Annotated in this window: 21 protein-coding genes and 2 pseudogenes; 11 read left to right on the top strand and 12 right to left on the bottom strand. The window is 60.2% G+C overall.

What is annotated here, in order from left to right:
- Positions 1-8 precede the first annotated feature (8 nt).
- Both HB780_RS09665 and HB780_RS09660 read right to left on the bottom strand, forming a co-directional pair.
- Positions 9-2,365 (bottom strand): annotated as a pseudogene (locus HB780_RS09665) (Orn/Lys/Arg decarboxylase N-terminal domain-containing protein).
- Between the two features lie 392 nt (positions 2,366-2,757).
- Positions 2,758-4,119 carry an MmgE/PrpD family protein gene (locus tag HB780_RS09660; protein WP_183687235.1) on the bottom strand — a complete coding sequence of 454 codons (1,362 nt, stop codon included), beginning with the start codon at positions 4,117-4,119 and terminating at the stop codon, positions 2,758-2,760.
- Positions 4,120-4,231: 112 nt separating this feature from the next.
- Between HB780_RS09660 and HB780_RS09655 the strand changes: the two genes are divergently transcribed.
- The 9 genes and pseudogenes from HB780_RS09655 to HB780_RS32970 all read left to right on the top strand — a co-directional run.
- Positions 4,232-5,137 (top strand): LysR family transcriptional regulator, encoded by a 906-nt coding sequence (locus HB780_RS09655; RefSeq protein ID WP_183687233.1) that lies wholly within the window; start codon positions 4,232-4,234, stop codon positions 5,135-5,137.
- An 85-nt stretch (positions 5,138-5,222) separates the two neighbouring features.
- Entirely contained in the window at positions 5,223-6,125 is a 903-nt protein-coding gene (locus tag HB780_RS09650; RefSeq protein ID WP_183689670.1) for a LysR family transcriptional regulator, read from the top strand.
- Between the two features lie 175 nt (positions 6,126-6,300).
- Complete coding sequence (locus tag HB780_RS09645; protein WP_183687231.1) at positions 6,301-7,245, top strand: ABC transporter permease; 945 nt, start codon at positions 6,301-6,303, stop codon at positions 7,243-7,245.
- A complete protein-coding gene (locus tag HB780_RS09640) occupies positions 7,242-8,060 on the top strand; it encodes an ABC transporter permease (protein WP_183687229.1) in 819 nt (272 codons plus the stop codon). Before HB780_RS09645 ends, HB780_RS09640 begins: the two co-directional genes overlap by 4 nt.
- Positions 8,057-9,685 carry an ABC transporter ATP-binding protein gene (locus tag HB780_RS09635; protein ID WP_183687228.1) on the top strand — a complete coding sequence of 543 codons (1,629 nt, stop codon included), beginning with the start codon at positions 8,057-8,059 and terminating at the stop codon, positions 9,683-9,685. The genes HB780_RS09640 and HB780_RS09635 overlap by 4 nt, the downstream gene beginning before the upstream one ends.
- A 1-nt stretch (position 9,686) precedes the next feature.
- Positions 9,687-10,550, top strand: a complete 864-nt coding sequence (locus HB780_RS09630; protein WP_183687226.1) for a serine hydrolase — start codon at positions 9,687-9,689, stop codon at positions 10,548-10,550.
- Between the two features lie 30 nt (positions 10,551-10,580).
- Positions 10,581-12,125, top strand: coding sequence for an ABC transporter substrate-binding protein (locus HB780_RS09625; protein ID WP_183687224.1), 1,545 nt, complete (start codon positions 10,581-10,583; stop codon positions 12,123-12,125).
- A 132-nt stretch (positions 12,126-12,257) separates the two neighbouring features.
- A complete protein-coding gene (locus tag HB780_RS09620) occupies positions 12,258-13,703 on the top strand; it encodes a M20 family metallopeptidase (protein ID WP_183687222.1) in 1,446 nt (481 codons plus the stop codon).
- A 2-nt stretch (positions 13,704-13,705) separates the two neighbouring features.
- A pseudogene (locus HB780_RS32970) lies at positions 13,706-13,826 on the top strand (methyl-accepting chemotaxis protein); the annotation flags it as partial.
- Between the two features lie 177 nt (positions 13,827-14,003).
- On the opposite strand, the gene atzF reads toward HB780_RS32970, so the two are convergent.
- The 9 genes from atzF to HB780_RS09575 are packed head-to-tail and all read right to left on the bottom strand — an operon-like array spanning position 14,004 to position 23,346.
- A complete protein-coding gene (gene atzF, locus HB780_RS09615) occupies positions 14,004-15,803 on the bottom strand; it encodes an allophanate hydrolase (RefSeq protein ID WP_183687220.1) in 1,800 nt (599 codons plus the stop codon).
- The gene (locus HB780_RS09610; protein ID WP_183687219.1) at positions 15,800-16,150 is read right to left on the bottom strand and encodes a cupin domain-containing protein; all 351 of its coding nucleotides are present in this window, start codon (positions 16,148-16,150) and stop codon (positions 15,800-15,802) included. The genes atzF and HB780_RS09610 overlap by 4 nt, the downstream gene beginning before the upstream one ends.
- Complete coding sequence (locus tag HB780_RS09605) at positions 16,143-16,811, bottom strand: cysteine hydrolase family protein (protein ID WP_183687217.1); 669 nt, start codon at positions 16,809-16,811, stop codon at positions 16,143-16,145. Before HB780_RS09605 ends, HB780_RS09610 begins: the two co-directional genes overlap by 8 nt.
- The gene (locus HB780_RS09600; protein ID WP_183687215.1) at positions 16,811-18,361 is read right to left on the bottom strand and encodes an ABC transporter ATP-binding protein; all 1,551 of its coding nucleotides are present in this window, start codon (positions 18,359-18,361) and stop codon (positions 16,811-16,813) included. The genes HB780_RS09605 and HB780_RS09600 overlap by 1 nt, the downstream gene beginning before the upstream one ends.
- Position 18,362: 1 nt before the next feature.
- Complete coding sequence (locus tag HB780_RS09595) at positions 18,363-19,418, bottom strand: cyanuric acid amidohydrolase (RefSeq protein ID WP_183687213.1); 1,056 nt, start codon at positions 19,416-19,418, stop codon at positions 18,363-18,365.
- Positions 19,418-20,131 carry a biuret amidohydrolase gene (biuH, locus tag HB780_RS09590; protein WP_183687211.1) on the bottom strand — a complete coding sequence of 238 codons (714 nt, stop codon included), beginning with the start codon at positions 20,129-20,131 and terminating at the stop codon, positions 19,418-19,420. Before biuH ends, HB780_RS09595 begins: the two co-directional genes overlap by 1 nt.
- An 11-nt stretch (positions 20,132-20,142) precedes the next feature.
- On the bottom strand, positions 20,143-21,069 hold the full coding sequence (locus HB780_RS09585; RefSeq protein WP_183689669.1) for an ABC transporter permease: 927 nt from the start codon (positions 21,067-21,069) through the stop codon (positions 20,143-20,145).
- Positions 21,069-22,199, bottom strand: coding sequence for an ABC transporter permease (locus tag HB780_RS09580; protein ID WP_183687209.1), 1,131 nt, complete (start codon positions 22,197-22,199; stop codon positions 21,069-21,071). The genes HB780_RS09585 and HB780_RS09580 overlap by 1 nt, the downstream gene beginning before the upstream one ends.
- A gap of 19 nt (positions 22,200-22,218) precedes the next feature.
- Positions 22,219-23,346: a BMP family ABC transporter substrate-binding protein gene (locus HB780_RS09575; RefSeq protein WP_183687207.1), complete on the bottom strand. Its 1,128-nt coding sequence runs from the start codon at positions 23,344-23,346 to the stop codon at positions 22,219-22,221.
- Between the two features lie 338 nt (positions 23,347-23,684).
- On the opposite strand from HB780_RS09575, the gene HB780_RS09570 reads away from it, so the two are divergent.
- Together HB780_RS09570 and HB780_RS09565 are read left to right on the top strand one after the other, a co-directional pair.
- A complete protein-coding gene (locus HB780_RS09570) occupies positions 23,685-24,356 on the top strand; it encodes a GntR family transcriptional regulator (protein WP_183687205.1) in 672 nt (223 codons plus the stop codon).
- Between the two features lie 437 nt (positions 24,357-24,793).
- A complete protein-coding gene (locus HB780_RS09565) occupies positions 24,794-25,324 on the top strand; it encodes a Rossmann-fold NAD(P)-binding domain-containing protein (protein ID WP_183687203.1) in 531 nt (176 codons plus the stop codon).
- Positions 25,325-25,329: 5 nt separating this feature from the next.
- Here HB780_RS09565 and HB780_RS09560 read toward each other — a convergent pair whose 3' ends face one another.
- Positions 25,330-25,914 carry an NADPH-dependent FMN reductase gene (locus HB780_RS09560; protein ID WP_183687201.1) on the bottom strand — a complete coding sequence of 195 codons (585 nt, stop codon included), beginning with the start codon at positions 25,912-25,914 and terminating at the stop codon, positions 25,330-25,332.
- Positions 25,915-25,924 lie beyond the last annotated feature (10 nt).

The following is a 25,924-nucleotide window of genomic DNA, read 5'->3' as shown; positions in this document are numbered from 1 at the left end:
TTCCCAGCCTATTCCGCTACGACATAGGTATAAAGCCGGATGCGGCCGGTTGCATCAGTCTCGCGATAGACCCCCTGAATCTCCACTTCAAAACCGGGGAAGGTGTTGAAGCAAGTTTCAAACATCTTGAGATAGTCGATCATGGGTTGCGCCTCATCCGTCAGCCGCTCGCCGGGCACGATGGTGGCGATGCCCGGGGGTAGACCACGAATGGCGTTGTTGCGATGCGGCCGGCAATGGCGTCGATCGGCAGATACTCCACATCATTACGCACCAGGCAGCGCGCCGCATCATGGGGAGAGAGGACGATCGGCGGCAGGTGGGCCGCCGAAAACTGCTTCGTCTGAAGCGCGCTGACATTGGCTTGGCGGAAGAAGCGGTGCATCTCTCCGCACAGGTCGCGCAGCCGCACTCCTGCATAGCGCTTCGGCCGGCGACGATAGAATTCCGGGATTGCCTCCTCCAGCAGCGCATTGTCGTCGTGGAGCCTTTTGAAGGCGACGAGGCCGCTGATCAAAGTCCCGGCTTTACTGGCCTCTACGCCAGGGGTGAGGAGGAACAGCAGGGAGTTGAGGTCGTTCTTCTCCGCCACGATGCGGTTTTCGCGCAGGTATTGCGCGACCACGGGCGCTGGAATGCCGTGCTCGGTGTAGGTGCCGGTCGCCCGATCAAAGCCAGGGGTGAGAAGGGTGAGCTTGTTGGGATCGGTCATGGCGAAGCCCGGTTCCATTCCGGGAAAACCGTGCCACGTCGCGCCGGGCGTCAGGTGCCAGAAGGCAGGATTGGTGGCGAGTTGGTCGGTGGTGACGCTTTCCCATGGCACGTCATGCACAGCGCCGGGGCTGGACACGTCCGGGATCGACACCCGGTCCGGCACGAAAGGTTCGAAGAACCAGCGACGTTCGGTGCGAGGTTCCTTCTCCTCGAACTCGCGGCGCACGGCCCGGATTTTCTTGCGCAGCTCAATGCCGAGACGGATCGTGTCGTCCCAAAGCACTTCGCCCGAGCGCCCCTTCATCATCTGCGCCCCGACGTCGAGTGACGCGAACAAGGGGTAGAAGGGTGAGGTCGAGGCGTGCTGCATGAAGCTCTCGTTGAACCGCCGATGCTCCACGCGGCGCTTCTGGCCAGAGATATGCCGGTCCTTCATGTGAATCTGGGACGCCTGCGAGAAGCTCGCGAGCTGCTTGTGGGTGGACTGCGTGGCGATAATGCCCGGCGCATCGGGACCAAGTTCAGCAAGACCCATGGCAAAGCGTCCGGCATATAGCGGGTGAAATTTCATGAAGCCCGCCCAAGCCTCGTCGAAGAGGATATAGTCGCACAGATGCCCAATGCGCTTGAGGATCATTTCGGCATTATGGATCGTGCCGTCATAGGTGCACTGCTCCACCACCGCGACGCGGAACGGACGCGGCCTCTTATAAGCATCGGGATCTTTCACCAGCGGATGGGTACGGATGCGCTCTCGCAGGGCGTCCTCGTCCATGGCCGCAAAATCCATGGGACCGATCAGCCCATGGACGTTGCGTTTGGTCGGCAGGTAAACCGGAATGCCGCCGGAGATCATCAGGGCGCCATGATGGGCGGCCTTGTGGTTGTTGCGGTCGAACAGCACGAGATCGCCGTCGGTAACGAGCGCGGAGAGCGCAACCTTGTTGGAAGTGGAGGTACCGTTCAGCACGAAATACGTCTTCTCGGCACCGAAGATCTTGGCTGCCTCCTTCTGTGCAGCAAGCGCGGGGCCCTCATGGGTCAGCAGGTCGCCGAGGTCGAGCACCGAATTGTCGAGGTCGTCACGAAACACTGCTTCGCCCAGATGCTCCATGAACACCCGGCCGATAGGGCTGCGGCTGTAGAACACGCCACCATTATGCCCGGGGCAGGTCCAGAGCTGATTGCCTTCCTCGGCATAGTCCACCAGCGCGCCGAAAAACGGCGTCTTCAGCGTCTCAGCATATTGCTTGAGCCGGCTGATAAGGCTCTTGGCGATGAAGGCAGGCGTTTCTTCGGAGAGGAAGACATAGCCGTCGATAAAGTCGAGCACCTCCACCGGCACATCCTCGAAGCGCTTGCGGCGGATCAGCAGGATGATCGGGAATTCGAGGCCGCGGCGGCGCATCAGATTGATGAGCGAGGCAGTCTTGCCCTCGAGCCCCTTCTTACCCCAGTCGACCATCATGCAGCCGATGGCGGCGTCCGTCTGCACGGCCATCTCCGCGTCTTCCAGATTGCGCGCGCGCACAACCTCGAAGCCGGAGCGCTCGATCTCCTCGACAATCTGGTTGTAACGGGTGCCCTCCAAATCCTCGCTGTCAAAGGCCGGTGTCGCAAACAAAAAGTTGAAACGTCTAAAATAATCCATCTGGGTACCCGTTCTTGATCCGGCACGAGGTGTCGACGCATTTCATGACATGGTTGTGACAAAGTTGCGAATGTCCACGGCGCCAGCATAGAATGACATTCGACCATGTTGAATTCGATATGAAACGCGTCTCGTTTGCCATTTCGCGATAAGCCACAATTGGTTCAAAATAGTGAAGCACTTCATGGGCCTATCTCCGGTTATCTGGGTCAGCGCCAAGCGGAAAGTGGAGTGAGCCCCTGGGGCTGGACCACCAAACCCAAGCGCTTCAAGCCCAGCATGCACTAACATTCGACCCGGATCATCCTGCGGGGGCATGCCAGACGCCGCAACACGCGCTGGATTGGCAGGCTCGGTATCCGCTGTAATCTCTCAGGCTATCGGTCGGCGCTTCAAGAAATGGCAAACCATTCGAAGCCATTCAACAAGACCTTGACGGACGCTGTATCTTCAAAACGCAAGAGTGTGCCATGCGTCTCCTCAGTTTTCAGTCCTGCCCAACGCAGGCAATCGGCAAATTTGGAGCGTCGGTCGGCGGCGGTGAGCGGCATGGCGACCGAACCGGTCGCATGGAGCCGCTCGGTCTTCAGGCTGCGCCCATCGCTGAGATTGACGATGACTTGATGCGGAAGGCGTTCGATTCCGTGCTCTTCCGCCGCGCTGTAGGCGCTCATCGATATCTTCGGCATATGACGGCGAATCTCAGGCCGCAAAATTGCGCTGTCGGTAAAATCGGTCAGTGAAAGCCTACCTTGGTAAAGTGCGGTTGCGAGACAATATTGCATCGAAAAGCGGGCCTGCATCTCATCCACCGGATGGGGATAGGCGAGATTGTCGACCGCGGATCGACCCACTTTCGTTTGAATGGAAAGCACATCATCCAAGGAGAAGCCGTGTTCGATTTGCAGATCGCGGGCCGCATCGATGGCGCGGTGCGTGGAGGCACAGCAGGGATGGAGCTTCGTCACCAGGCCGTACGTCTCGATGACGTGGCGATCGCTCGCGGAGAGAGCCTGCCACCCATTGCTTGCCTCCCCACCAAAAAGATCGAGAAAGCCTTGCGAGCGCTCCAGAATATCAAGCCGTCCGCTGATGCCGGCTTGCGCCAGGAGAGCTGCCTCGACCGCGTTTCGCGCAGCCATGCCGGCATGAAGCGGTTTGGCTGATGTTCCGAACTGGCCTTTGGGGCCTGCGGCAAAGCTTGTGGCGATGCTCATCGCCTGTGCGATCCCGGTGGCATCCAGGCCCAAAAGCACAGCCACGCCGGCGGCTGTTCCAATGCAGCCGACGGTCGACGTGCCGTGCCATCCCCTGTTGTAATGCGATGGATTGACCCCGAAGCCGACGGCAGCCTGCGCCTCAAGGCCTGCGAGATAGGCGTGCAGAAACCGTCGTCCCGAGACGGCGGTATCGGCGGTTGCGATCGACAGCAAGGCCGGGACTAACACCGCGGAGGCATGCGCCCGGGCGGGATGGAAATTGTCGTCGAAATCCAGACAATGAGCGGCCGTCCCGTTGATCAGCGCTGCGACCGACGGTGATGCCCGACCACCTCGCAGGATTGCCGAGGCGCCGTTCGCGCCGATATCCGCAGAGAATGCCCTCGTCACGGATTGCGGTGCCTGATCGGCGGCACCCGCCAGCATGCAGCCGATCGTGTCGACAACAGCCTCCTGCGCACGCTTCATCGCGACGGGAGAAAAGCTCGTTCTCGAAACGATCTGATCAGTGATTTTTTCCAGAACTGTCGCCATTGACGAATGCCTCCACAAAGTCTTCGTTGATGCGCGCAAGGATGTTGGACTTCGCAGAGGGGTGCAATCTTATGCGGTTTACGGGTCGATCTATTCAATTTCGGGAGCGGGAATGACGAAGGACAGCGATGTCACGATCAGCGTCAAGCATATCCAGACCTATGACGCGATCGCAGCGACAGGATCGACGATTGCTGCGGCTGGTGAACTCGGCATCTCGCAATCGAATGCCAGCCGGCTTCTGCATCAGTTGGAACTTTATCTCGGTGTCCGGCTGTTCGAACGCGACAAGAACCGGCTGGCGCCGACGCGCGAAGGGCTGCAGCTCGGACCGGAAATACGGGCGATCGCCGACCGGCTGACCGCGCTGAAAGTGCTGGCGGTGGAACTGGAGAATGGCCGTTCACAGGAAATCCCCCTACGGCTAGCGTTTCCGGCGAGCCTGTCCGTGACGCTTGTTCCGCGTCTTGTCAAACGCTTCCTTGCCGAGAATGGACCCGTCCGGATCGAGGTTGCCTCCGGCAACTATCTGGCGATCGAGCGAATGGTGGCGGACGGGGAGGCGGATATCGGTTTTACGCGCCTTCCGTCGCCAACGCCGGGATTGCGGCTCGAGCATGAACTGCCGTCGCGCAATATCTGCGTGTTGCATCGGGACCATCCACTGGCCGGACGCGCCGTGCTGACGGTCGCCGACCTCAAGTCACACGACCTGATCCTGCTCAATCGAGAGCGCCCGGTGCGCCATGAGCTGGAGGCGCTCTTTTACAAACAGGGACTGCGCAAGCGCCCTGCTATCGAGGCCCATTCGGTGGGATGCGCCTGTGGGCTTGCCGCCGAAGGATTGGGGATCGCCATCGTTAGCGAATTGCTGGCGAGCGAATACCGCTCCATGCCGCTCGCCTTTGTGCCGCTGGAGCCAGCCTTGCCGGTATCCTATGCCATCGTCAGCTCGGATCGCGTACCGCTGCCGAAGGCGGCGGCTCCGTTTCTGCGGTATCTGCAGGATTGGGCATAGTGTCCATTCTTCCTTCCAATCGCCGGCGGCACTGGTTAGCCACCGGAACAAATTGTGTCTATGCCTCTAAGGAACCTTTGAAATGATCAATTTCCGGCAATTGGAGGTGTTGAAGACACTGCTGGCAACAGGATCGACGATCGCGACGGCAAAGAGCATGGGGCTCAGCCAGTCGGGTGTCAGCCGTCTTCTACAGCAGCTCGAATCCGATCTGTCGCTGACGCTGTTTGCCCGTGACAAAGGGCGGCTCATTCCGACGCCTGAAGCCAGCATCCTCGCCCGAGACGCGGAGCATATCCTGCTCGGGCTCAACCGGTTTTCAGGTCTGGCCGAGGATCTGCGCAGCGGAGCTGCGGGGCCTGAAGTCGTGCGCATTGGGTTACCAAGCAGCATGTGGGAAGAGTTCGCGCCGGCCATGCTGGTCGAGTATGCCAAGGATTATCCAACGGTCCGCATCGAGACCTTTTTCGAGACCACGACGGCGATCACGCGGCTGGTCGAACAACAGGTGATCGATTTTGGGTTTCTGCGCTACGAAGGAGAAATTGGGCAAGGCATCGATATGGAGCCGGTGGCAAGCGGGGTAAGCGTCTGCGTCATCCCCGAGAGCCATCCGCTGGCAGCGCTTGCCGAGATCACGCCTAGGGATCTGCGCAATATTCCCTTGATCCTCATCGGACGGCAAAGGCCAACCCGCATGCTTCTTGATCAGACCTTCAAACGAGCCGCCGTGAAGCAGAATGTCAAGATCGAGACGCACACCAACAGTTCTGCATGCGCCTATGTCGCCCATGGCCTGGGCATCGCCATTATCAGCAGCTTCTACGCCAACCTTTATCGGCGCCTACCGGTCGTTCAACGCCCGTTCACACCTGTCTCCAAGCAGGAGTTCGGATTGGCCAAGCCGGCAGGCATGCCTCTATCGCTCGCCGCGCAGGCTTTGGTGGATGCGCTCAAGCGCCAGATTGACCTGTCGCAGAAAATCTAGCCGGCACAATGGATTACTGATTTTCGCATAGGCCAACTATGGCCTCCGCAGCGCGCGGTTTTCGCATAGCACTATGACGAAAATGCATAATATTGCGCAAGATTTTCTAATCACTCATAGTTTGCAAACAACAAGCCGATCAACGGCTCACTAACAATCGCGTTCAGGGGAACCGATGCTCAGATTCATGTTAAACCGCCTCCTCATGGCGTTGCCGACGGTTGTGATCGTGGCGATCACCGTGTTTGCGCTCATCCGGTTCATTCCAGGCGATCCGGCAGCGCTGCTGCTTGGGGACATGGCGCAGCCGGATCAGATTGCCGAAATGCGCGCCGAGCTCGGGCTCGACAAATCCATGCCTGAACAATTCCTGATCTGGGGCGGCAATGTCCTGACCGGAGACTTCGGCCGCTCAATCGTCAACAACGAACCGGTTCTGGGGCTTGTCGTGTCCCGGTTTGTCGTCAGTGCGGAGATCGTGCTGACCGCGGTGCTGTTGGCCAGCCTGATCGCGATTCCGGCCGGCGTCATCGCCGCCTGGCGGCAGAACAGTCTCACGGATCTGGCGCTCGTCGGCACTGCAACGGTACTCCTGTCGATCCCGACATTTTGGCTCGGCCTGCTGCTGCTTCTCTTTTTCGGCCTGAAACTCGGCTGGCTGCCTGTCCTTGGCTATGTCTCGATCGGCGACCATGTCGTTGCCGGGCTGCTTTATCTCGTCCTGCCGATCATGACGCTGGTCATCCATGAGATGGGCGTGCTGATCCGCATGGCGCGAGCTTCTACACTCGAAGTCCTCCGGCTCGATTATATCACCCATGCGCGGGCGAAAGGTCTGTCCGAAAGCGCGGTTCTCTGGAAGCATGCTTTCAAGAACGCCTTCGGCCCGACCTGGACGATGATCGGGCTCATCCTCGGCAATCTGCTCGGCGGTATCGCCGTGATCGAAACGGTCTTCACCATTCCAGGTCTCGGCCGGCTCATGGTCGACAGCATTTTCCAGCGTGATTATCCGGTCATCCAGGGCTGCCTCCTGATCGTTGCGCTCTCCTATGTGGTCGTCAACCTGATCGTCGATCTGCTTTATCCTCTCTTCGATCCGCGTGTGGTGGCCGAATGAAAAATTATACGTTCAACGGCCTGATCGGCAGCACTCTGATCGCTCTTCTGCTTGCTGTCGCAGCCCTCGGCCTCTTCTGGACGCCGTTCGATCCGATGAAGCTCAGCTTCACTGCTCGCCTTGCGGCCCCCAGCGCCCACCATTGGCTCGGAACGGACGAGTTTGGCCGCGATGTCCTTAGCCGGATCATGATTGGTGCTCGCGCCAGTGTCTGGATTGGCGCCTTGACCGTCTCCTTGGCTGTAATCGCCGGGACGCTGATCGGCCTTGTCAGCGGCTACGCACGCGGCTGGGTCGATGCTGTCATTATGGCGATCAATAATGCGTTGCTTGCCTTTCCCGGCATTCTTCTGGCTCTGGGGCTGCTCGCGGTGTTTGGCGCCAACCAATACGGGATCATCTTTGCACTTGGGATTGCCTATACGCCGTCGATGGCGCGCGTGGTTCGCGGTGCTGTGTTGTCGCTGCGCGAGCGTGAGTTCATTGAGGCTTCCAAGATCATGGGCAATGGCGAGATCTATACGATGCTGCGTCATATCCTTCCCAATTGCCTGGCGCCGATCACGGTTCTGGCCACCTCGATGTTCGGCTGGGCGATCCTGTCTGAAAGCGCACTCAGCTTCCTGGGGCTCGGTGTTCCGCCGCCGGCTCCCACCTGGGGCAATATGCTGGCCGCCGGTCGGCCTTTCGTCGAGCAGGCCGTCTGGCTCGGCCTTTTCCCAGGCCTGTGCATCGCGCTCACACTTCTCGGCATCAATCTTCTGGGCGACGCGCTCCGCGACAGGCTGGATCCGCGCATGAGAGGCCTGAAATGACCCAACAGAAACTCTTAAGCGTCCGCAACCTCTCGCTCGAGGTTGCCCACCGCGGTGTCGAGGTGGTGAAGAACGTCAGCTTCGATATCGAGCCGGGCGAAATTTTCGGCATTGTCGGGGAGAGCGGCTCGGGCAAGTCGCTGGCGACGCGCGCGCTGATCTCGCTGCTTCCACCTCCCATCAAAGTGACGGGCGGCGAGGTGACCTACAAGGGTCGTGATGTCATGTCGATGAGCGAAGCGGATTTGCGCAGGCTGCGCGGCGCCGAGATCGGGCTCGTTTTTCAGGAGCCGATGACCTCGCTCAATCCGTCGATGACCATCGGCCGGCAGCTGGAGGAGGGGCTCACGCTCCACACCAACGCGACGGCCGCTGAACGCCGCGCCCGCATCCTCGCCATGCTGGAGCGTGTCGGGATTAGCGATCCACAGGCGGCACTTTCCGCCTATCCGCACGAATTTTCCGGCGGCATGCGTCAGCGCATCATGCTTGCCTCCGTCATGCTCCTGAAACCGGCACTGCTGATCGCCGATGAGCCGACGACGGCGCTCGATGCTGTCATCCAGCGAGATGTCATGGAGCTGATGGTCGAACTCACCAAGGCCGAAGGCACGGCGGTGCTGCTGATCAGCCACGATCTGCCGATGGTGGCGCGCTATACCAGCCGCATCGTCGTGATGGAAAAGGGTTCGGTTGTCGAACAGGGAACCACGGAGCAGATTCTCGAGGCGCCGCAACATTCCTATACGCGCAAGCTTCTCTCGTCGCTTCCCGTTCGCGGCAAAGTCCGCAGCATCGACACGGCCTCCGCGCCGATAGTGTCGGCGCGCAATATTGTGGTTGATTATCCCGGCCGCAAATCGTTGCTCAAGAAGGGAGCCGCCAAGCGGGCGCTTCACGGTGTCAGCGTCGATATCCATGAGGGCGAAGTGGTCGCCCTGGTTGGCGGTTCAGGGTCGGGAAAGACGACGCTTGGGCGCACCATCGCCGGACTGGTTCATCAGAGTGAAGGCGAAGTGCTCTTTCAGGGGCGCGAGCGTTCGGCGGACTGGCGTGACTATCGGCTGAATTGCCAGATGGTGTTCCAGGATCCCTATTCGTCGCTCGATCCGCGCATGACGATCCTGGCGCTGGTCGAGGAAGCCCTGCGACTTGTGCCGGATATCGATCGGGCCGCCAAGAAGACGCGGGCTTATGAGACGCTCGAGGAAGTCGGACTTGGAACCGACCATGCCCAGCGCTATCCGCACGAACTTTCCGGCGGCCAGCGCCAGCGCGTTGCGATTGCCCGCGCTATCGCCCGGCGGCCAAAATTCCTGATTGCCGACGAACCGGTTTCGGCACTCGACGTCACGGTCCGCGCCCAGGTTCTCACGCTCTTTTCGGACCTGCAGAGGCGTTATGGCTTTTCCTGCCTGTTCATCAGCCATGATCTCGGCGTGGTCGAGCAGGTGGCGGACCGCGTCGTCGTCATGCAGGACGGCCGCATCATCGAACAGGGTGACCGCAATACGATCTTCGACCGGCCGCAGGAGACTTATACGCGACGTCTCCTCTCGGCCATCCCCGCGCTCGATCTCAACGAGACCGGCGGGGTCAAACTGAAATGGCGACTGGAGGCCTAAAATGAACACGATCATCAATTCGAGCAAGGCGGCCGAACGGCTGAACGCGATCTGCGACGCGCAACCCTTTGTAACCCGTTATTGCATCCGCAATCTCCTGACCGGCGAAACCTTTGGCCGCGGTGCCGAAGAGGAGACGCCCTCGGCCTCAACGCGCAAGACATCGATCATGATGGCGGCGTTCAAGGCCGTCGGCGAGGGCCGCCTCGATCTCGACGAGCAGATCGTCTATGAGCCGCGCTTCGCTGAGGAGGTGGCGAGCGGCATATTTCGATACCTGACGCCGGGCATCGTCATATCGCTCCGCGACGCGATCACCGGCATGATGGTGCTGAGCGACAATGTCTGCACCAAGATGGTGTTCGAACGCCTGACGCTGGAAGAAGTCGATCTCTACTGCAAGTCGATCGGCATGACCGGCACGCACCACCGCTTCCTCATCCCGCCGCTGGCACTTTCCCCGGATCATGCGCTTGGCGCGGTCACCACCACGACAGCGGCCGATCAGGTCATGCTTTTGCAGATGATCCTCGACGCACAAACGTCGAAAGCCGCAGCCGAAAAACTTGGCTGCCCGGCGGACCTCTGCCAATTCGCGCTTCAGACATTGAAGAACCAGGTGCTGCGCTACGGCATCCACTCCCGCCTGCCGTTCGAGACGAAGGTGGCGAGCAAGGGTGGGCGCGGCAAGCGTGGCCGTATGGATGCAGGCATCGTCTATTGCGACGGTGCACCGCTCTACATCATCGCCGCTTACACTGATCAGGTGCCGCAGGCGCTTCCTGACGGAACACCGGGATACACGGTGTCGCTCGAGACCATCGGTCGGCTTTCGCGCGCCTGCTGGGATGAGTTTCAAGCGTAGAACAATCAAACACATAAGAGGGGTAGAACGATGAAGACCATTCTGCTTGCGGGCGCCATGCTGATATCGCTCGTCGCCAGCGCGACCGCCCGCGATATTGTCGTGGCGCAGAGTTCCGACCTGCGCAGCAACAATCCCGGCGTCAATCGCGACGGCAACACCGACGGCGTCATCCTCCATATTGTCGAAGGTCTCGTCGGCTATGCCAATAATGGTGAGGTCAAGCCGCTTCTGGCGGCCAGCGTCGATATGGCGGCGGATGGCCTCAGCTATACGTTCAAGCTGCGTGACGGTGTGAAGTTCCACAATGGCAAGTCGCTGACGGCAGACGATGTGGTCTGGAACTGGAACCGTTACATGGATCCGAAGACCAAATGGACCTGTATCAAGGATTTCGACGGCAGTGGCGCGGTGCACGTGACCGGCATCAAGGCGACCGACGCCTCGAGCGTGACCATGACGCTGGAAAAGCCGTCCGCGGTTTTCCTCGGCCTGATGTCACGCCCCGAATGCGGCTATACCGGCATCATCTCCCCGGACTCCATTGCTGCCGACGGCACGTTCGACAAGCCGATCGGAACGGGTCCCTTCAAATGGGACGTCTGGAAGAAGGGCGAATATATTCACCTTGCCAAGTTTGATGGTTATGTTTCGCCCGCCAATGACGGCAAGCCGGACGGTATGGTTGGCTCCAAGCGACCGCTGGTCGACGGTATCAAATTCATGGTCATTCCCGACGCCTCCACGGTCAAGGCCGGCCTGCAATCGGGTGTGCTCGACACGGCAGAGATTTCTCCCGATCTCATTCCCGAATTCAAGGAGAGCAAGACGACCCAGGTGATCATTTCGCGGAACAACGGCAAGAACCTGTTCTACTTTCAGACCCGCGACCCCACCTTAAGCAAGCCCGGCATCCGCCGTGCCATGGCGCAGGCACTCGATCTCGACCAGCTCGTCGAGGCCGCGTCGAACGGCACGGGTGAGGCGAACGGATCGATGGTCTCGTCCGATTCCGTTTACTTCAGCGAAACGCAGAAGAAGCGTCTCCCCTATGATCTGGAGGCCGCCAAGAAAGAGCTTGATGCGGCCGGCTACAAAGGCGAACCGATCAGCATCATCGCCAACAAGCGCGGAAACGTGCCGAGTTTTCCTGCTGCGGTCATGGCGCAGGCCATGCTCCAGCAGATCGGCATGAACATCCAGATCGAAGTGCTCGATTACGCCACCCAGGTCGATCGTCGCCGTTCCGGCAAATATCAGATCATTTCGCAATCCGTGGCGCCTCGCCTCGACCCGGCGCTGATGTACAGTTTCTACGTCGGCGACAAGGATCAGAACGCATCGCTGATGTGGGACAATCCGAAGGCCATCGAATTGATGAAGGCCGCCTATGCCGAAATCGATCCGAAAAAGCGTCAGGCAATCTTCGATGAGTTCCATGAGCTGATGTTGCAGGATATGCCCGGCATCTTCCTCTACGATATGATCGATGTCTGGGGTGCCACCAAGGCGCTGAAAGGCCAGCCCGTCTGGCAGTCCAATGCCCGCCTCTGGGAAGTGTCTCTCGACAACTAGGGCACAAACGAATGACGTAGCCTTGGCGGCGCCATTCGTCAGGACGCATCAGAACATATGTCTTCGGTGGGCATGCCGCCCGCCGAACCCGATTTTCGACGTCTGAATTTCAGGCTTCCGCGAGGAGATCACATGCCCGGCACCGCTTCCCTGCTTTCGCTCAACGCCGCCATCGATGCGATGGCTCCCGAATTCACCGCTCTCAGTGACCGGATATGGGATTTCGCGGAGCTGAAATTCGATGAGGATCGATCGTCCGATCTACTGATCCAGACCCTGCTGCAACACGGATTTTCGGTGCGGCAAGATGTTGCCGGCATGAAGACCGCGTTCATCGGCGAGTTCGGAAGTGGCAAGCCCGTGATCGCCTTTCTCGGCGAGTACGACGCTCTTGCCGGCATGAGCCAGGTTGCAGGCGTGGACGCGCCGCAAGCCGTCGAGGCGGGCGGCACCGGGCATGGTTGCGGGCATAATCTGCTCGGAAGCGGTTCGCTGCTGGCCGCCGTTTCGCTTGCCAGATATCTCCAGGCTAATGGGCTGTCCGGAACCGTGCGCTATTATGGCTGTCCGGGCGAGGAGGGCGGCTCCGGCAAGACGTTCATGGTGCGTGCCGGCGCCTTTGCCGATGTCGATGCGGCGCTCACCTGGCATCCAGCCCCCTTCAATGGCGTTCGCTCGACCAACAATCTGGCTGTTATCGAAACATTCTACCGTTTCAAGGGTGTTGCGGCGCATGCGGCCAACAGCGCCCATCTCGGCCGATCGGCGCTGGATGCCGTCGAACTGATGAATGTCGGCGTCAATTTCCTGCGCGAACACATGCCGCAGGATTGCCGGGTGCATTATGCCATCACCGATGCGGGCGGACGGGCCGCCAACGTCGTGCAGGCCCAGGCCGAGGTACTGTACTTGATCCGCGCGCCGGAAATGGCGCAGGCGCTTGCTCTTGGCGAGCGGGTGGAAAAAGTTGCGAGGGGTGCGGCGATGATGACGGAGACGGAGGTTGAGGCCGTTTTCGACACCGCCTCGACCAATCTCCTGCCCAATCTCACGCTTGAAAATGCCATCCACGACAATCTGGTTGCGCTCGGCCCCATCCCCTTCGATGAAAACGATATCGATTTTGCCCGAAGGATTCAGGCAACCTTCAGCGAGGAGGCGATCAAGAGCAGCATTCGCCTTTACCAGATCAAGGAGGATGTTTTCTCCAACAGAAAGATCGACGGCTCGACGCCGCTTCATCTTGGCCTGCGTGCCTTCGAGGGCCAGTCGCATTTTCGGGCCGGTTCGACCGATGTCGGAGATGTCAGTCGGGTGACGCCAACGGCCCAATGCTGGGCGCCGGCCTGGGCAATCGGCACCAATCCCCATACTTGGCAAGTCGTAGCTCAAGGCCGCAGCCCTGGAGCGCACAAGGCGATGATCCATGCCGCCAAGGCACTGGCGGCAACGGGCCTCGATCTATTGACATCATCCGAACTTCTTGCCCAGGCAAAAATCGAATGGTCTGAGAAGATGGATGGTGAGCCCTACATGTGTCCCATTCCCGAGAGCGTCCAGCCGGCAGCTAACGGATAGGTGGCTTCGCCATTGTCGCCCGGGAGGTGCGAGCTTGCCCAGCGCTCCGCCAAAGCGGCCACTGAGATCGAGGCGCTCATTTCGACCTCCGGTCAGCAAGTCGATGGCGGTGTCGATCTTCTCCGCCGTCCGAAACCTCTTCGTCCCACCCAGACCAACCGCTCCTCAGCACAGATTCGAACCCATCGACGCCAGGCCATGGCCGCGTGGGAAGCCGTAAGTGCACGATCTGCCTGAAAACCGCGGTGTCGGCTCAAGCGGCCACATTTCAAACAACGTGATAACGCCGTCTTGGCGGCTCTACGTCGTTGCCGTAACATAACTGCGCCATCCGCCATAATGCGTAATATCTGTCGCGTCAGCGATGGCGGCGGCTTCGACCAGAAATCCCTTGGCCGAAGTACCATCGGATAAGAAGAGGGTACCTATGCTGAGTGGTGAGGGGATGGCGGCGACGAATTGGCCGAAAGCAGCCCGCGTCAATCGCCAGATCTCGACATCGATTTCACCGCCTGTTGCTGATGCGACACGGATGAGTCCGGGCTTGGTTGGCATCTGCCCCGGTAGGGCATAAAGCCGATAGCAATCCGATGTTCGTGCTGTCCGCAGAAGGCGGCCAGCAAGGGCGAGCAACTGTGCGTTCAGCGGCATGCCGGAGAGATGGGCACCGACGACGACGATATCAATCAGGTCGACCTCGTCAACGGCGGTCGTGTCTTTCGCCGTCGGCTGTAGCCAGCCGGTGGCGCCAAGCGTCAAGCCGCTGGCCCTGTGAATCTCACAAGCAAGCGAAGCTGTGAGACCATCGCCTCCCCAAGGTGCCAGCAGGGTAACGCTGGCTGGACGACCATCGCTGCGTATGCCTGTCGGCACGGCGATGCCGCACAGATCAAGCAGATTGACAAAATTCGTATAGGTACCGAGACGCGAGTTCTCGCGGATCGGTTCGGCCTCAAGGTCCGCGCGCGTATAGTGCGTTGGGGCGGTCGGTACGCAGAAGAGATCGACCGAAGCGATCAGCGGCGTAACCTTCTGTTTCAGGGCTTGCAGCGCATAGAGGCCTTTGAAGGCATCTGCGGCCGAAAGCTGCTTGGCGCCCCCATAAATCTTGCGCGTGATGGCATGAAAGCTTGCCTCTTTGGTGTCGAAGAAATCCTTCACTGCGGCATAGCGCTCCGCGACCCAGGCGCCTTCATAAAGCAGGTTTGCCACTTGGTAAAAATCGCCGAAGGGGATCTCCACCAGGCGATGGCCCAGTTCCATCAACATGCGCAAGGCGTCGTCGTAGGCCGCTTCCATGACGGCGTCGCCGAAAAACAGTCGGTCCGCCTTTGCCGGCACACCAATGGTTAGGGTCGGTAGCGTTCGGCCGAAACCATCAGCTGGAACGGTTTTCGAATAAGCGTCCGTGGCGTCATGGCGCGCCACGACCTCGAAGACCCGCCATGCATCATCCACCGTCAGAGCGAAGATGGAGACGCAGTCTAGCGTGCGGCAAGCGGGAATGACGCCGGTGGTCGACAATGCGCCGAGGCTGGGTTTCAGGCCGACGATATTGTTAAGGCCCGCGGGAATGCGCCCGGAGCCCGCGGTGTCGGTGCCGAGCGCAAAGCTCACGATGCCCTGCGCCGTCGCGACGGCGGAGCCTGAGCTTGATCCGCCGGGCACCAAAGCGGGGTCGATGGCGTTGCGTGGCACAGGATAGGGGGTGCGCACGCCGACAAGACCGGTTGCAAACTGGTCGAGGTTGGTCTTGCCGATCACCAGCGCTCCAGCCAACTTCAATAGCCGAACGACCGTTGCATCGGCTTTGGGCATGTAGGCGAAATCGGGGCACGCGGCGCTGGTTGGCATCCCCGCGACGTCGATATTGTCCTTGACGGCGAAGGGTACGCCCCAGAGCGGCTTTGCCACCGGATCAAAGGATCCGAGAGCCGCCGCCTGTTCCAACAAGTTCGCTTTGCCGGCAAGATGCAGGAAGATGCCGGGATCGTTTACTGCGGCAATACGCGCAAAGACAGCCTCGATGATCGCAGTCGCCGAGTCTCCGTCTGCATAGAACGCATGCAGGGACGAAATATCGAGAGCCGGACCGGTCACGCCTGTTCCTCCAATATTCTGACGGGCCGGTCCCATTGGATCAGCACGACGCAGCCTGTGTCACTCCAAACTGAATGCTCGGTACCCACAGCATTCACGATATAGCAGCCCTTGGCATAATCGCCGGCTTCATCCGATTGTATGCCCTCGAGCACGAGAATGGTCTCCAGCCCTTCATGCCGGTGGCGAGGCACGGAAGCGCCGGCTTCGTATTTCAAGAGGGCGACGCCAGGCTGATCGTCTTCGAAAGGCTGGATCCAATGAATGGTGACGTCCTTGCGAAAGGGACCGAAGGCCAGATCTTTCCAGCCGCCCGCCGTCAGCATTTCTCGCGTCGTTCTAGGCATGAGTGATCGCCTCCAGAATGTCATCGACATGCGCTGTCCAGCCGACGATCGCGCCTTGAGCACGGATCATCGCGATGGCAGCTTCCTTGAACTCGGGGAAATAGCTTTCGGTTGCTTCTTCGGCCAGCAGGCATTCATAGCCGCGGTCGTTCGCCTCGCGCATGGTGGTCTGGACACAGACCTCCGTGGTCACGCCCGCAAAGATGAGCTGTCGTATGCCGTTGTCCTTCAGGATATCGCCAAGTTCAGTGGCGTAGAAGGCCCCTTTGCCCGGCTTTTCGATGACGATCTCGCCGTCGATCGGTGCGAGCTCCGGCAGGATCGCAGTGCCGGGTTCGCCGGCGATGAGAATGCGCCCCATCGGGCCTTCGTCCCCGATCCTGAGCGTGGGATTGCCACGGTCGCGCTTGGCAGGAGGCAAATCCGAGAGATCGGGCCTGTGGCACTCCATTGTGTGGATGACCGGCAGGCCCGCCTTGCGGAAGCCTTCGATCAGCCGCTTCACATCTGGGACGATCCTGGTGATACGGCTGACATCATTGCCAAGACTTGCGCCGAAGCCGCCCGGTTCGGCAAAATCGCGCTGCATGTCGATGACGACAAGCGCGACCGCATCGCGTTGAAACGGGAAGGCGAAGGGTTGGGCTGAAATCTCTCTCATCAGTGATGCCCCGCCATATGCGCGCCGATCACCGAAGTATCGGCGCTTCGGGCCGCAGTCTCATAGACGAGCTTGCCCTCGGAGATCACCATGATCCGGTCGGACATTTCCATGAGCTCGTCCAGATCCTCCGACAGCAGCAACACGGCGGTGCCCGCATTGCGGGCTCGCATGATGCGAGCCCGGATCTCGGCGACAGCGGAAAAGTCGAGCCCGAAACAGGGGTTGGAGACGATCAGCAGATCGACCTCGCCCGTCAGCTCCCGCGCCAACACGGCGCGCTGGACATTGCCGCCGGACAAGGCGGCAATCGGAGAGGATTGTGAAGCCGTCTTGACCTTGAAATCGGCGATGAGGGCGGTTGCGCCCTTCTTGATCTTGTTCCTGTTAAGCCAGATCGCATCCGCACCGCTTTCCTTAAGATCGAAAGTCCGGAAGGCCAGATTCTCGCTGACGCTCATGCGCGGCGCGCAGGCGTTCTGCAGCGGCTCCTCGGGAATGAAGCGGACATTGTTACGGCGCGTCTCCGACCGCGTGGCGCCATAGGCGGCCCCCTTGACGGTGACGGAACCTGCCTGTGTCGGCCGCTGACCGGCAAGGATTTCGGTGAGTTCCTTCTGGCCGTTGCCGGATATGCCGGCAATGCCGACGATCTCGCCGGCATGCACCGTCAGGCTGTCGATCTCTATGGTCTTCAGGCCAGAGTGATCAGGTGCCTTGATCCGTTCGATCTGCAGCACCGGCTTTGCCGTTTCGACCACAGGAATACGGGTATCGAGCTCGGCAAGCTTGACGTCCCCGATCATCATTCCGGCCATCTCCGCGGTCGACAATTCCCCCACCTTTCCACCGCCGATCAACTTACCGCGACGCAGGATTGATACTGTGTCGGCAAACTTGGTCACCTCATGGAACTTGTGCGAAATCATCAATACGGTGAGCTCGCCGCGCTCGGTCATCCCACGCACGAGACCAAGCATCTCGTCGGCTTCAGCCGGCGTCAGCACCGAAGTCGGCTCGTCGAGAACGAGGAAACTGCGGCCGAGATAGAGCTGCTTGACGATCTCCAGCTTCTGCTTTTCGCCGGCGGCCAGTTGGCTGACCGGCCGGTCCAGCGGAATCTGGAAGGGCATGCGCTCCATGAAGGCTGCGAGCGCCTTGCGCTCCCTGGGCCAGTTGATGACGGCGGGGACTTCCGTGCGGCTGATGACGAGGTTTTCGGCGCCGGTCAGCGACGGCACGAGCGTAAAATGCTGATAGACCATGCCGAGCCCATAGGCGGCGGCATCCTTCGGTGAGGTGATCACCACCTCCCTGCCGTCGACCGACAGCGAGCCGGATGTCTGGTGGTAGAAGCCCATGATGCATTTGACCAGGGTCGACTTGCCCGCGCCGTTTTCGCCGAGCAGGGCATGGAAGCTGCCGGCCGGAATGCTGACCGAGACATGGTCGAGTGCCGTGAAGCTGCCGAAGCGCATGGTCATGTCGAGCGTTTCGACGCCGACTGCCTTGCCGGCTTGCGGAAGGGGAGTATCGCGCACTATGCTCACTTCAATCCTCCTTTTCGACGATGATGGCGACGGGCCCGCCGCCGGCCGGCCCCTGATGTTCGGCGCCGCCCGAGACGTAGAGATCCGTGATGCCGAAGACGCCGGCGAGAACCCCACCGACAAAGGCCCGCGCATGGCGCGTGCCCGAGATATCGGAATCATCGAGCATCGTATGACGCTTGCCGCCGACCTTGCCGGAGGGATCAGGCTCCGCCTTGGCGAGAACGGCGGCGAGGCGGCTTGGCTGCGGCAGACGCCGGAATGTTTCATGTACGGACGTCGCGTCTATGGCGTCACGCATGAGGGTGTGGTCGATTTCAAGCGGGCCGGACCATCTGTCGCTCATACCGAGCACTATGATTTCGTGATCGGTCAGCTCGACGCCGGCCGAGCTGGAGGCGCAATGCGAGAAGAGCTCGTAACGGCTGCAGATATCGGCATCGGCGATCTCTTGCGCATCCACTTCGCCAAGGGCAACGGCAACGCCGAGTGCAGAGGCACCGCGCGACAAGCCCATGGATTTCAATGTGTCGCGGGTGGCGAGCGAGTTGCCCTCGGCTTCCGCTTCGGTGATGCGGTGCAGCGTTAGTAGTGGGCATTTGATCTGGACAAAATGCACATCCCTCGGATCATCGATGCCGGCATCGCGCATCGCCTTGCGCACACCGTCCGCGACAAGCAACACCTGTTCGCGCCGACCGAGATGGTGAGGTGGTAAATGCGGGGTGCGGGCAACACCGATCGCAAGCGCGCGGCCGGCCACGGCATCGACCATTTCACGAGTGAAGACTGTCCAGTGCGGGGAAAGCGCGCCTTCCGTGCCGCCCGACATGACAAGCGAGACACCTTCGACGCCGTGTTTTTGAAACAGGGCTTCAAAGCTGCGGGTGGCGTAGCCGCGGGTGAAGTCGTTGACGCAGCCATTGCCCTCGGTCTTCCCGAGCACGGCCACAACATTCTTCGCGGACACGCCGCCGGCAAAAAGTGCATCGAGGCCGGAGACATCGTCCGGTCCGTCGGCGGCGATACGATAGACGTGGGCACGCATTGACGGCATCAGGGCAGGGCCTCAACCAGAGCTGCGGCATTGGAGACGGAGCCGAAGACACCGCCCTGCATCTTCACCATCTTGATGGCGGCCAGGTGATTGCCGTAATCGGTCGCGCCGCAGCAGTCTTCGAGCAGCAGGCATTCGAAGCCGCGGTCGTTGGCCTCGCGCATGGTCGTGTGGACGCAGACATCGGTGGTGATGCCGGTCAGGATGATGTTTTCGATGCGCTTCTGATTGAGGATGAGTTCCAGATCGGTGGCGCAGAAAGAACCCTTGCCCGGCTTATCGATGATCGTCTCGCCCTCGATCGGCTTCAGCTCGTCGATGATATCCCAGCCCGGTTCGCCACGCACGAGAATGCGGCCGCAGGGGCCGGGATCGCCGATGCCGGCATTGATGCGCTGCGACCGCCACCGCTTGTTGGCGGGAAGGTCTGCGAGATCAGGGCGGTGGCCCTCGCGGGTGTGGATGATGTGATAGCCCTTGGCGCGCATGGCGGCCAAGACCTTCTTGATCGGCTCGATCGGCGCGCGCACCAGCGAGAGATCGTAGCCCATGTGGTCGACATAACCGCCCGGCCCGCAGAAATCCGTCTGCATGTCGATGATGATCAGGGCGGTATTGTCGGGTCGCAAGGCGCCGTTATAGGGCCAGGCATAGGGATCGGCATCTATATAAGCCAGCGTCTGGTTCGTGGAGGCGGTCGCGGGATGGTTCATGGCTGGTCTCCCTATTTGGTGAGCGAGAGTGCGCCGGGAGCACCGGCGAGTGCGCGCGTGGGCGAGGAGGTGATGATCATGATGACGAGCGTCAACACATAGGGAGCGGCGTAGAAGAGATAATATCCTTGGGTCACGCCGACCGATTGCAAGGCCGGGCCGAGCGCGCCGGCGCCGCCGAAGAGAAGTGCCGCCACGAAGCAGCCGATCGGATTCCAGCGAGCGAAGATCACCAGCGCCACGGCCATCAGGCCCTGTCCCGAGGAGATGCGCTCGTTCCAGGAGCCCGGATAATAGAGCGAGAGATAGGCGCCGCCGATTGCCGCCAGCGAGCCGCCGACGGCCGTTGCCAGCAATCGGACGCGATCGGGATTGATGCCCATGGCGCGCGCCGCGTCCGTGCTGTCGCCGACGACACGCAGCACGAGGCCGATCCTGGTGTTCTTCAGTGCCCACCACAATATGACGGCAAGTGCTCCCCCGAGAATAAAGAGGATATTGATATTGAGGGCGGCCTCTACCGGCGGCAGGTTCGACCAGAAGCCGAAGGGGATTGCCGGCAGATGTGGCGCAACGGGCTGGATGAAGGGCTTGCCGAGGAAGAAGGCAAGGCCGAGGCCGAACTGCATCATCGCGATGCCGATGGCGATATCATTGACCTTCGGCCACTTGCATATCCAGCCGTGCACCGTGCCGAAGACCGCGCCGGTCGCCATGGCAGCGAGAACGCCGAGCCAGGCCGAGCCGCTGAGGACCGCGATGGCATAGGCGGTCATGGCGCCGAAGACGAGCGTGCCTTCGAGCCCGAGATTGATGCGGCCGGAACGCTCGGTGATCGTCTCGCCGAGGCTGACGAAAATGAAGGGGGTCGAAACGCGGATCGCGCCTGCAAAAATGGCAAGGGGCACGCCCCAAAGACCGATGGCAGTGTCTTCCATCATGTGCTCCTTTTCCAGAGGTCGGGATTGAAGATCTTGAAGCGGCCGTAGAGGGTTTCGCAGAAGAGGATGACGATGAAGAGCGTGCCCTGCAGGACCAGAACGGTTGCGTCTGGCAGGCCCATGCGGCGCTGGATGAGCCCGCCGGAGGCATTGATGCCGCCGAGCAGAATGGCGACCGGGATGATCGCCAACGGATTGTGCCGGGCGAGGAAGGCGACGAGGATACCGGTATAGCCATAACCGGCGGCGAGCGACGCATTGGCGCCGCCCTGGACGGCGGCGACTTCGATCATGCCGGCCAGTCCCGCGAAGCTGCCGGCAATCGCCGTGAAACCGGTAATGAGACGTCCGACAGGCAAACCCTGGATCTGCGCGGCGCGGACGTTGCCGCCGGCAATGCGCGCGGCAAATCCGTGGCTGGTCATCTCGATGAGGATCCAGGAGGCGATGCAGGCGACGATACCGATGACGAGGCCCCAATGAACATCCATGCCGGGGATGCTGCCAAGCATGTAGTCGTGCGGCAGTGGTCTGGTGGAGGGTTTGTTGAGGCTTGCCGGATCGCGCAACGGCCCTTCGACGAACTGGTTCATCAAGGCAATGGCGATATAGGCGAGCAGAAGGGACGAGATGGTTTCGTTGACGCCGCGATAGTGGCGCAGGAAGCCGGAAAGGCCGATCCAGATACCACCGATCACCATGGCAGCCAGCGCCATGACGGGAAGGGTGATGATCGGCGGCAACAGGCCGACGATCGGCAGTGCGATTGCCGCCGCCGCCACGCCGCCAAGCACGACTGCGCCTTCGCCGCCGATGATGATAAGGCCGAGCCTTGCCGGCAGCGCGACGCAGAGTGCTGTCAGCAACAGTGGAGAGGCGCGGCTCAGGCTGTTCTGGATGGAAAACCAGCTGCCGAAGCCGCCGGTATACATGAGGCGATAGAGGTCGGTCGGCGATTTGCCGACCGCAAGAATGAACAGGGAGAAGAGCGCCGTGCCCGCCAGTATGGCGCCGAGCGTGATCGCCAACGGCTCGGCCCTTCGCGCAATCCACTCGAGCGCCGGGCGCAGGAGTGCCCGCCTTTCGGCGGGAATGGACAGGGTGGGGTCGTCGATTTTGACCGTCATGACGCGTCTCCCCTTGCGATCAGGCTGTTGATCCGACGACACCCTCGACCAGATAGCTCATGCTCTCGAGCTCGATCGCATCTTCGGCGTAGCTCTTGTCCGCCGCGATGACGACATTGCCCTTGTTGTCCTTGAGCGCGCCCTTGAAGACCGAGAAGCTGCCGGCCTTCATCTGGGCCAGCGTCGCCTCGAATTTCTTGCGGGATTCATCGGAAACGCCGGGGCCGAGCGGACTCATCTTGACGAACCCGTCCTTCAGGCCGCCGCGCACGAAATTGCCGAGCTTCTCGCCGGCCTGTGCCTTCTTGACGAAGTCCGAATAGACATTCCCCCAGGCCCACTCGGCGCCCGTCAGATATTTGGCCGGCGCAAGCGGGCTCTGGTTTGCATGATAACCGCAGACGAAAGCGCCGCGGCCGGCGGCGGTCTCGACCACCACCTTCGGGCTGTCAACGTGGCAAGTGATGACATCCGCACCCTGGTCGATGAGTGCGTTGGTGGCCTCGGCTTCCTTGACGGCCAGCGACCACTCGCCCGTGAAGATCACCTGGCAGGTGATGGCAGGGTCGACCGAGCGGGCGCCGAGGAGGAACGCGTTGATGTTCTGCAGAACCTGCGGGATGGGCTTGGCGGCGACAAAGCCGATCTTCTTGCTCTTCGTCGCATAGCCGGCCGTGACGCCGTTCAGATACTGGCCTTGGAAGATATAGCCGAAATAGGAGCCGGTATTGGCCGGATGCTTACCGGCCTGCCAGAGGCCGCCGCAATGGCGGAACTGCACATCGGGATATTTCGCAGCCATCGCGAGCATATGGGGATCGAAATAGCCGAAGGATGTCGGAAACAGCAGTGACGCTCCATCGAGATTGATCATCGATTCCATCGTCTTCTGGACGTCGACAGTCTCGGGGACGTTCTCTTCCTCGACGACAGTCACGCCGGAGATCTTCTTGACGACAGCCGCGCCCTCGGCATGGGACTGGTTATAGCCATAATCGTCCTTGGGTCCGACATAGATGAAGCCGACGGTGAGCGTGCTCTGGGCAAAGGCGCGGGAGGACAGGAGGCCCGGGACGGTGCTGACAAGAGCACCGGCTGCGGAGGTGCGGAGAAAATTGCGGCGATTCATGGAAAGGAGGCTGGTCATGGGCATGCTCCTTGGGGCGGAAGCCGGTTCGGAATAAGGGTTGCAGAAAAGTGTATGCAATCACCGTGCCAGATTATAAGATATTGATTTTCATGATATAAATTGCGAGGTGAAAACGCCGTGTAGAAAGTGTATGCACATTAATGCCGTAAAATTGGCTTTGCGAAGACAGTTGCTTATTTTTTAAGCCATAAAAAGGGATGCTAAGCCGTATTCTCGTTTCAGAATCGATATAGCGGGGATAAATATCATTTGAAAACATAGATATAATTCAAAGATTGACTTTGAGGACCGCCGGCATAAATCTGTATGCAAGATTGAAAGGCAGATTCGCCCCGTTGAAGCAGATCAAGCGCAGAGAAGTGATCAGAGCCGGAACGACCGTCGAGCAGATGGTGCGCTCCATTGCGGACATGATTGTAACAGGCGCGCTTCTGCCGGGGGAGAAGCTCGACGAAATATCGTTGGCGGGCCGTTTCGAGGTGTCGCGCACGCCGGTGCGGGAGGCGTTGCGCGAGCTTGGCGCCATGGGCCTGGTCGGACGCGAGCCGAACCGCAGCGCCGTGGTAACGAACGTCAGCGGCACCTATTTGCATTCGATGTTCGAGGCGATGGCCGAGCTTGAGGCAATCTGCGCGCGCCTGTCCGCCGAGCGAATGACGGTTGAAGAGCGCCGCAACCTGGAGCTCGACCATCGTGCGTCGGCGCAACTCGTGCGCACTGGCGCCGAGGAGGACTACGCCACCTACAACACCGAGTTCCACAGCCAACTCTATCACGGCGCTCACAACGATCATATTTTCGAGCTGGTGACGCAGACCCGCGCCAGGCTGGCTCCCTTCCGTCGCGCCCAGTTTCGGCTACCGGGTCGCCTTGCCAAGTCATTCAGCGAGCATGAGATCATTGTGACCGCGATCATGCGCGCGGATGCGACCGCTGCCAGCCAAGCCGCCTATTCCCATGTTGCGACCGTCAGTGACGCGAGCGTCGTTTTCGCCGGACACCGGTAGGTTCTTACGGTTCGGGCAAAGTAAAAGGGCAAGGTTTAGGCCTTTGGTCGTGGCTCGTTTGCTTCCAGCTGTCGGTGCAGAGCCCGCAGTTGATCGCAAAGCTCGCTATTTATTTCCTTTGTCGTCGAAGCATTGTGTGGCTCGAGCGTTCGAATCCCTTCAAGACCACCATGTGCGGCGGTTGCCGGAAGCTCGTTGGTTCGAGGGAATGACGGGTCCGAGGTTCGTCCTATCGAGGCGGTCAACAACGCGAAGATCTGAATGGCCTGACTTTCAGTAATGAATGCTAGCATTTGCTAATAATGTCAGTGTGGCCTTCTTCGGCATGCGAACCCACAAAATCAGTCGACCCAGCACCTTGGACACTCACCCTGTTGCCCAACCTCACATATATTGGATGGCGTGCTCGCCAGGATGAGCCACGAGTGGGACCAATCATGAAGAAAATCGAGTTCGATGCTAGCTTGCTCATTGGGACGACCGGAATGCTGACGGCTGCTGCTGAATGGGTGGTGGGGAGATCCGGCAGGGTAATCCTCGTCTCCCGCAACGCGTCTTCTTCTACACTCTGCAGATACAACAATGTTGAAGCTCTTGACCTCGACTGGCGTGATCCATTGCCTTTTGTTAGCACCATTGTTGAAATGCCCAGGTTTGAAAGCGCGCAGCTTGCGGTCATCTGGATCCATGGCAGTGGGGCGGAAGCCGCTCAACGGCTCCTCGTTGCGCTATCTCATCGACCCTGCCTGATCGTCCAAGTGCGCGGCAGTCAAGCCTTACAAGACATTGGAACGAGACAGGATCCACCATTCGAAATGCGAGGGCGGGCGCGTCTGATAACCGTTACCCTCGGCGCGAAATGGGAGGCTGGACGGAAGCGCTGGCTGACCTGGGACGAAATCTCTGCCGGGGTCGTCACTGCTATCAATGCCCGCGAAAGTCAGGTGATAGGCACGTTGTCTTCTTGATCCCCTCATTCGATCAGGGCTGTCCGTGCGATCGCAAGCGTTTTGGCCATAACGCTCAGTTCGCGGCAAAATCTCTCAATCCGTGCGGAGATATCCGGATTGGAGATACGGGGATCATCGGTATCGTGGGGCTCAAAATCGCTGTTCTGGGTGCAGATCTGCGTCGCGATTGCATGTCCGAGCAAGCCGCGGCCCCATATGCGCATCTGATCGACGGCCTGGCTCGTTCGGTTTCCGCCGTGGCTGATTAGGCCAATCGGCTTATAGGCAAAATGCTCGATCGCCAGATGATCAAGTGCGTTCTTGAGAACCCCGCTCGGCCCATTGTGATAGATGGGGCTGGCAAGAACGAAAGCATCTGCCTGCTCTGCCAGTTGCACGAGCTTTCGAACGCCTGGATCGGGGTTTTGCTCTGGGGCCTTGTGCCAAACAGAATCATGCAATGGCAGCGTCACGTCACGCTGGTCGAACATCGTGACCGTCATGCCGAAATTCCCAAGAGTGGTGGCAACGGAATGACAAAGTCCGCAACTGTGGGACGGCCTGCGCAAACTGCCCGTCAGGAAGAGCACGGTTTGAGAATGTGTCATGGTTCGACCT

This window comes from Rhizobium lusitanum, from assembly GCF_014189535.1.
GTDB classification, from domain to species: Bacteria; Pseudomonadota; Alphaproteobacteria; order Rhizobiales; family Rhizobiaceae; genus Rhizobium; species Rhizobium lusitanum_C.
This window is presented reverse-complemented; position numbering and strand designations above follow the sequence as displayed.

Excerpts from the sequence above, each read along its gene's own strand:
- HB780_RS09660 (WP_183687235.1), bottom strand. The coding sequence starts at position 4,119 with ATGGCGACAGTTCTGGAAAAAATCACTGATCAGATCGTTTCGAGAACG.
- HB780_RS09655 (WP_183687233.1), top strand. The coding sequence starts at position 4,232 with ATGACGAAGGACAGCGATGTCACGATCAGCGTCAAGCATATCCAGACC.
- HB780_RS09645 (WP_183687231.1), top strand. The coding sequence starts at position 6,301 with ATGCTCAGATTCATGTTAAACCGCCTCCTCATGGCGTTGCCGACGGTT.
- HB780_RS09640 (WP_183687229.1), top strand. The coding sequence starts at position 7,242 with ATGAAAAATTATACGTTCAACGGCCTGATCGGCAGCACTCTGATCGCT.
- HB780_RS09635 (WP_183687228.1), top strand. The coding sequence starts at position 8,057 with ATGACCCAACAGAAACTCTTAAGCGTCCGCAACCTCTCGCTCGAGGTT.
- HB780_RS09630 (WP_183687226.1), top strand. The coding sequence starts at position 9,687 with ATGAACACGATCATCAATTCGAGCAAGGCGGCCGAACGGCTGAACGCG.
- HB780_RS09625 (WP_183687224.1), top strand. The coding sequence starts at position 10,581 with ATGAAGACCATTCTGCTTGCGGGCGCCATGCTGATATCGCTCGTCGCC.
- HB780_RS09620 (WP_183687222.1), top strand. The coding sequence starts at position 12,258 with ATGCCCGGCACCGCTTCCCTGCTTTCGCTCAACGCCGCCATCGATGCG.
- HB780_RS09610 (WP_183687219.1), bottom strand. The coding sequence starts at position 16,150 with ATGCCTAGAACGACGCGAGAAATGCTGACGGCGGGCGGCTGGAAAGAT.
- HB780_RS09605 (WP_183687217.1), bottom strand. The coding sequence starts at position 16,811 with ATGAGAGAGATTTCAGCCCAACCCTTCGCCTTCCCGTTTCAACGCGAT.
- HB780_RS09595 (WP_183687213.1), bottom strand. The coding sequence starts at position 19,418 with ATGCCGTCAATGCGTGCCCACGTCTATCGTATCGCCGCCGACGGACCG.
- biuH (WP_183687211.1), bottom strand. The coding sequence starts at position 20,131 with ATGAACCATCCCGCGACCGCCTCCACGAACCAGACGCTGGCTTATATA.
- HB780_RS09585 (WP_183689669.1), bottom strand. The coding sequence starts at position 21,069 with ATGGAAGACACTGCCATCGGTCTTTGGGGCGTGCCCCTTGCCATTTTT.
- HB780_RS09580 (WP_183687209.1), bottom strand. The coding sequence starts at position 22,199 with ATGACGGTCAAAATCGACGACCCCACCCTGTCCATTCCCGCCGAAAGG.
- HB780_RS09575 (WP_183687207.1), bottom strand. The coding sequence starts at position 23,346 with ATGACCAGCCTCCTTTCCATGAATCGCCGCAATTTTCTCCGCACCTCC.
- HB780_RS09565 (WP_183687203.1), top strand. The coding sequence starts at position 24,794 with ATGAAGAAAATCGAGTTCGATGCTAGCTTGCTCATTGGGACGACCGGA.
- HB780_RS09560 (WP_183687201.1), bottom strand. The coding sequence starts at position 25,914 with ATGACACATTCTCAAACCGTGCTCTTCCTGACGGGCAGTTTGCGCAGG.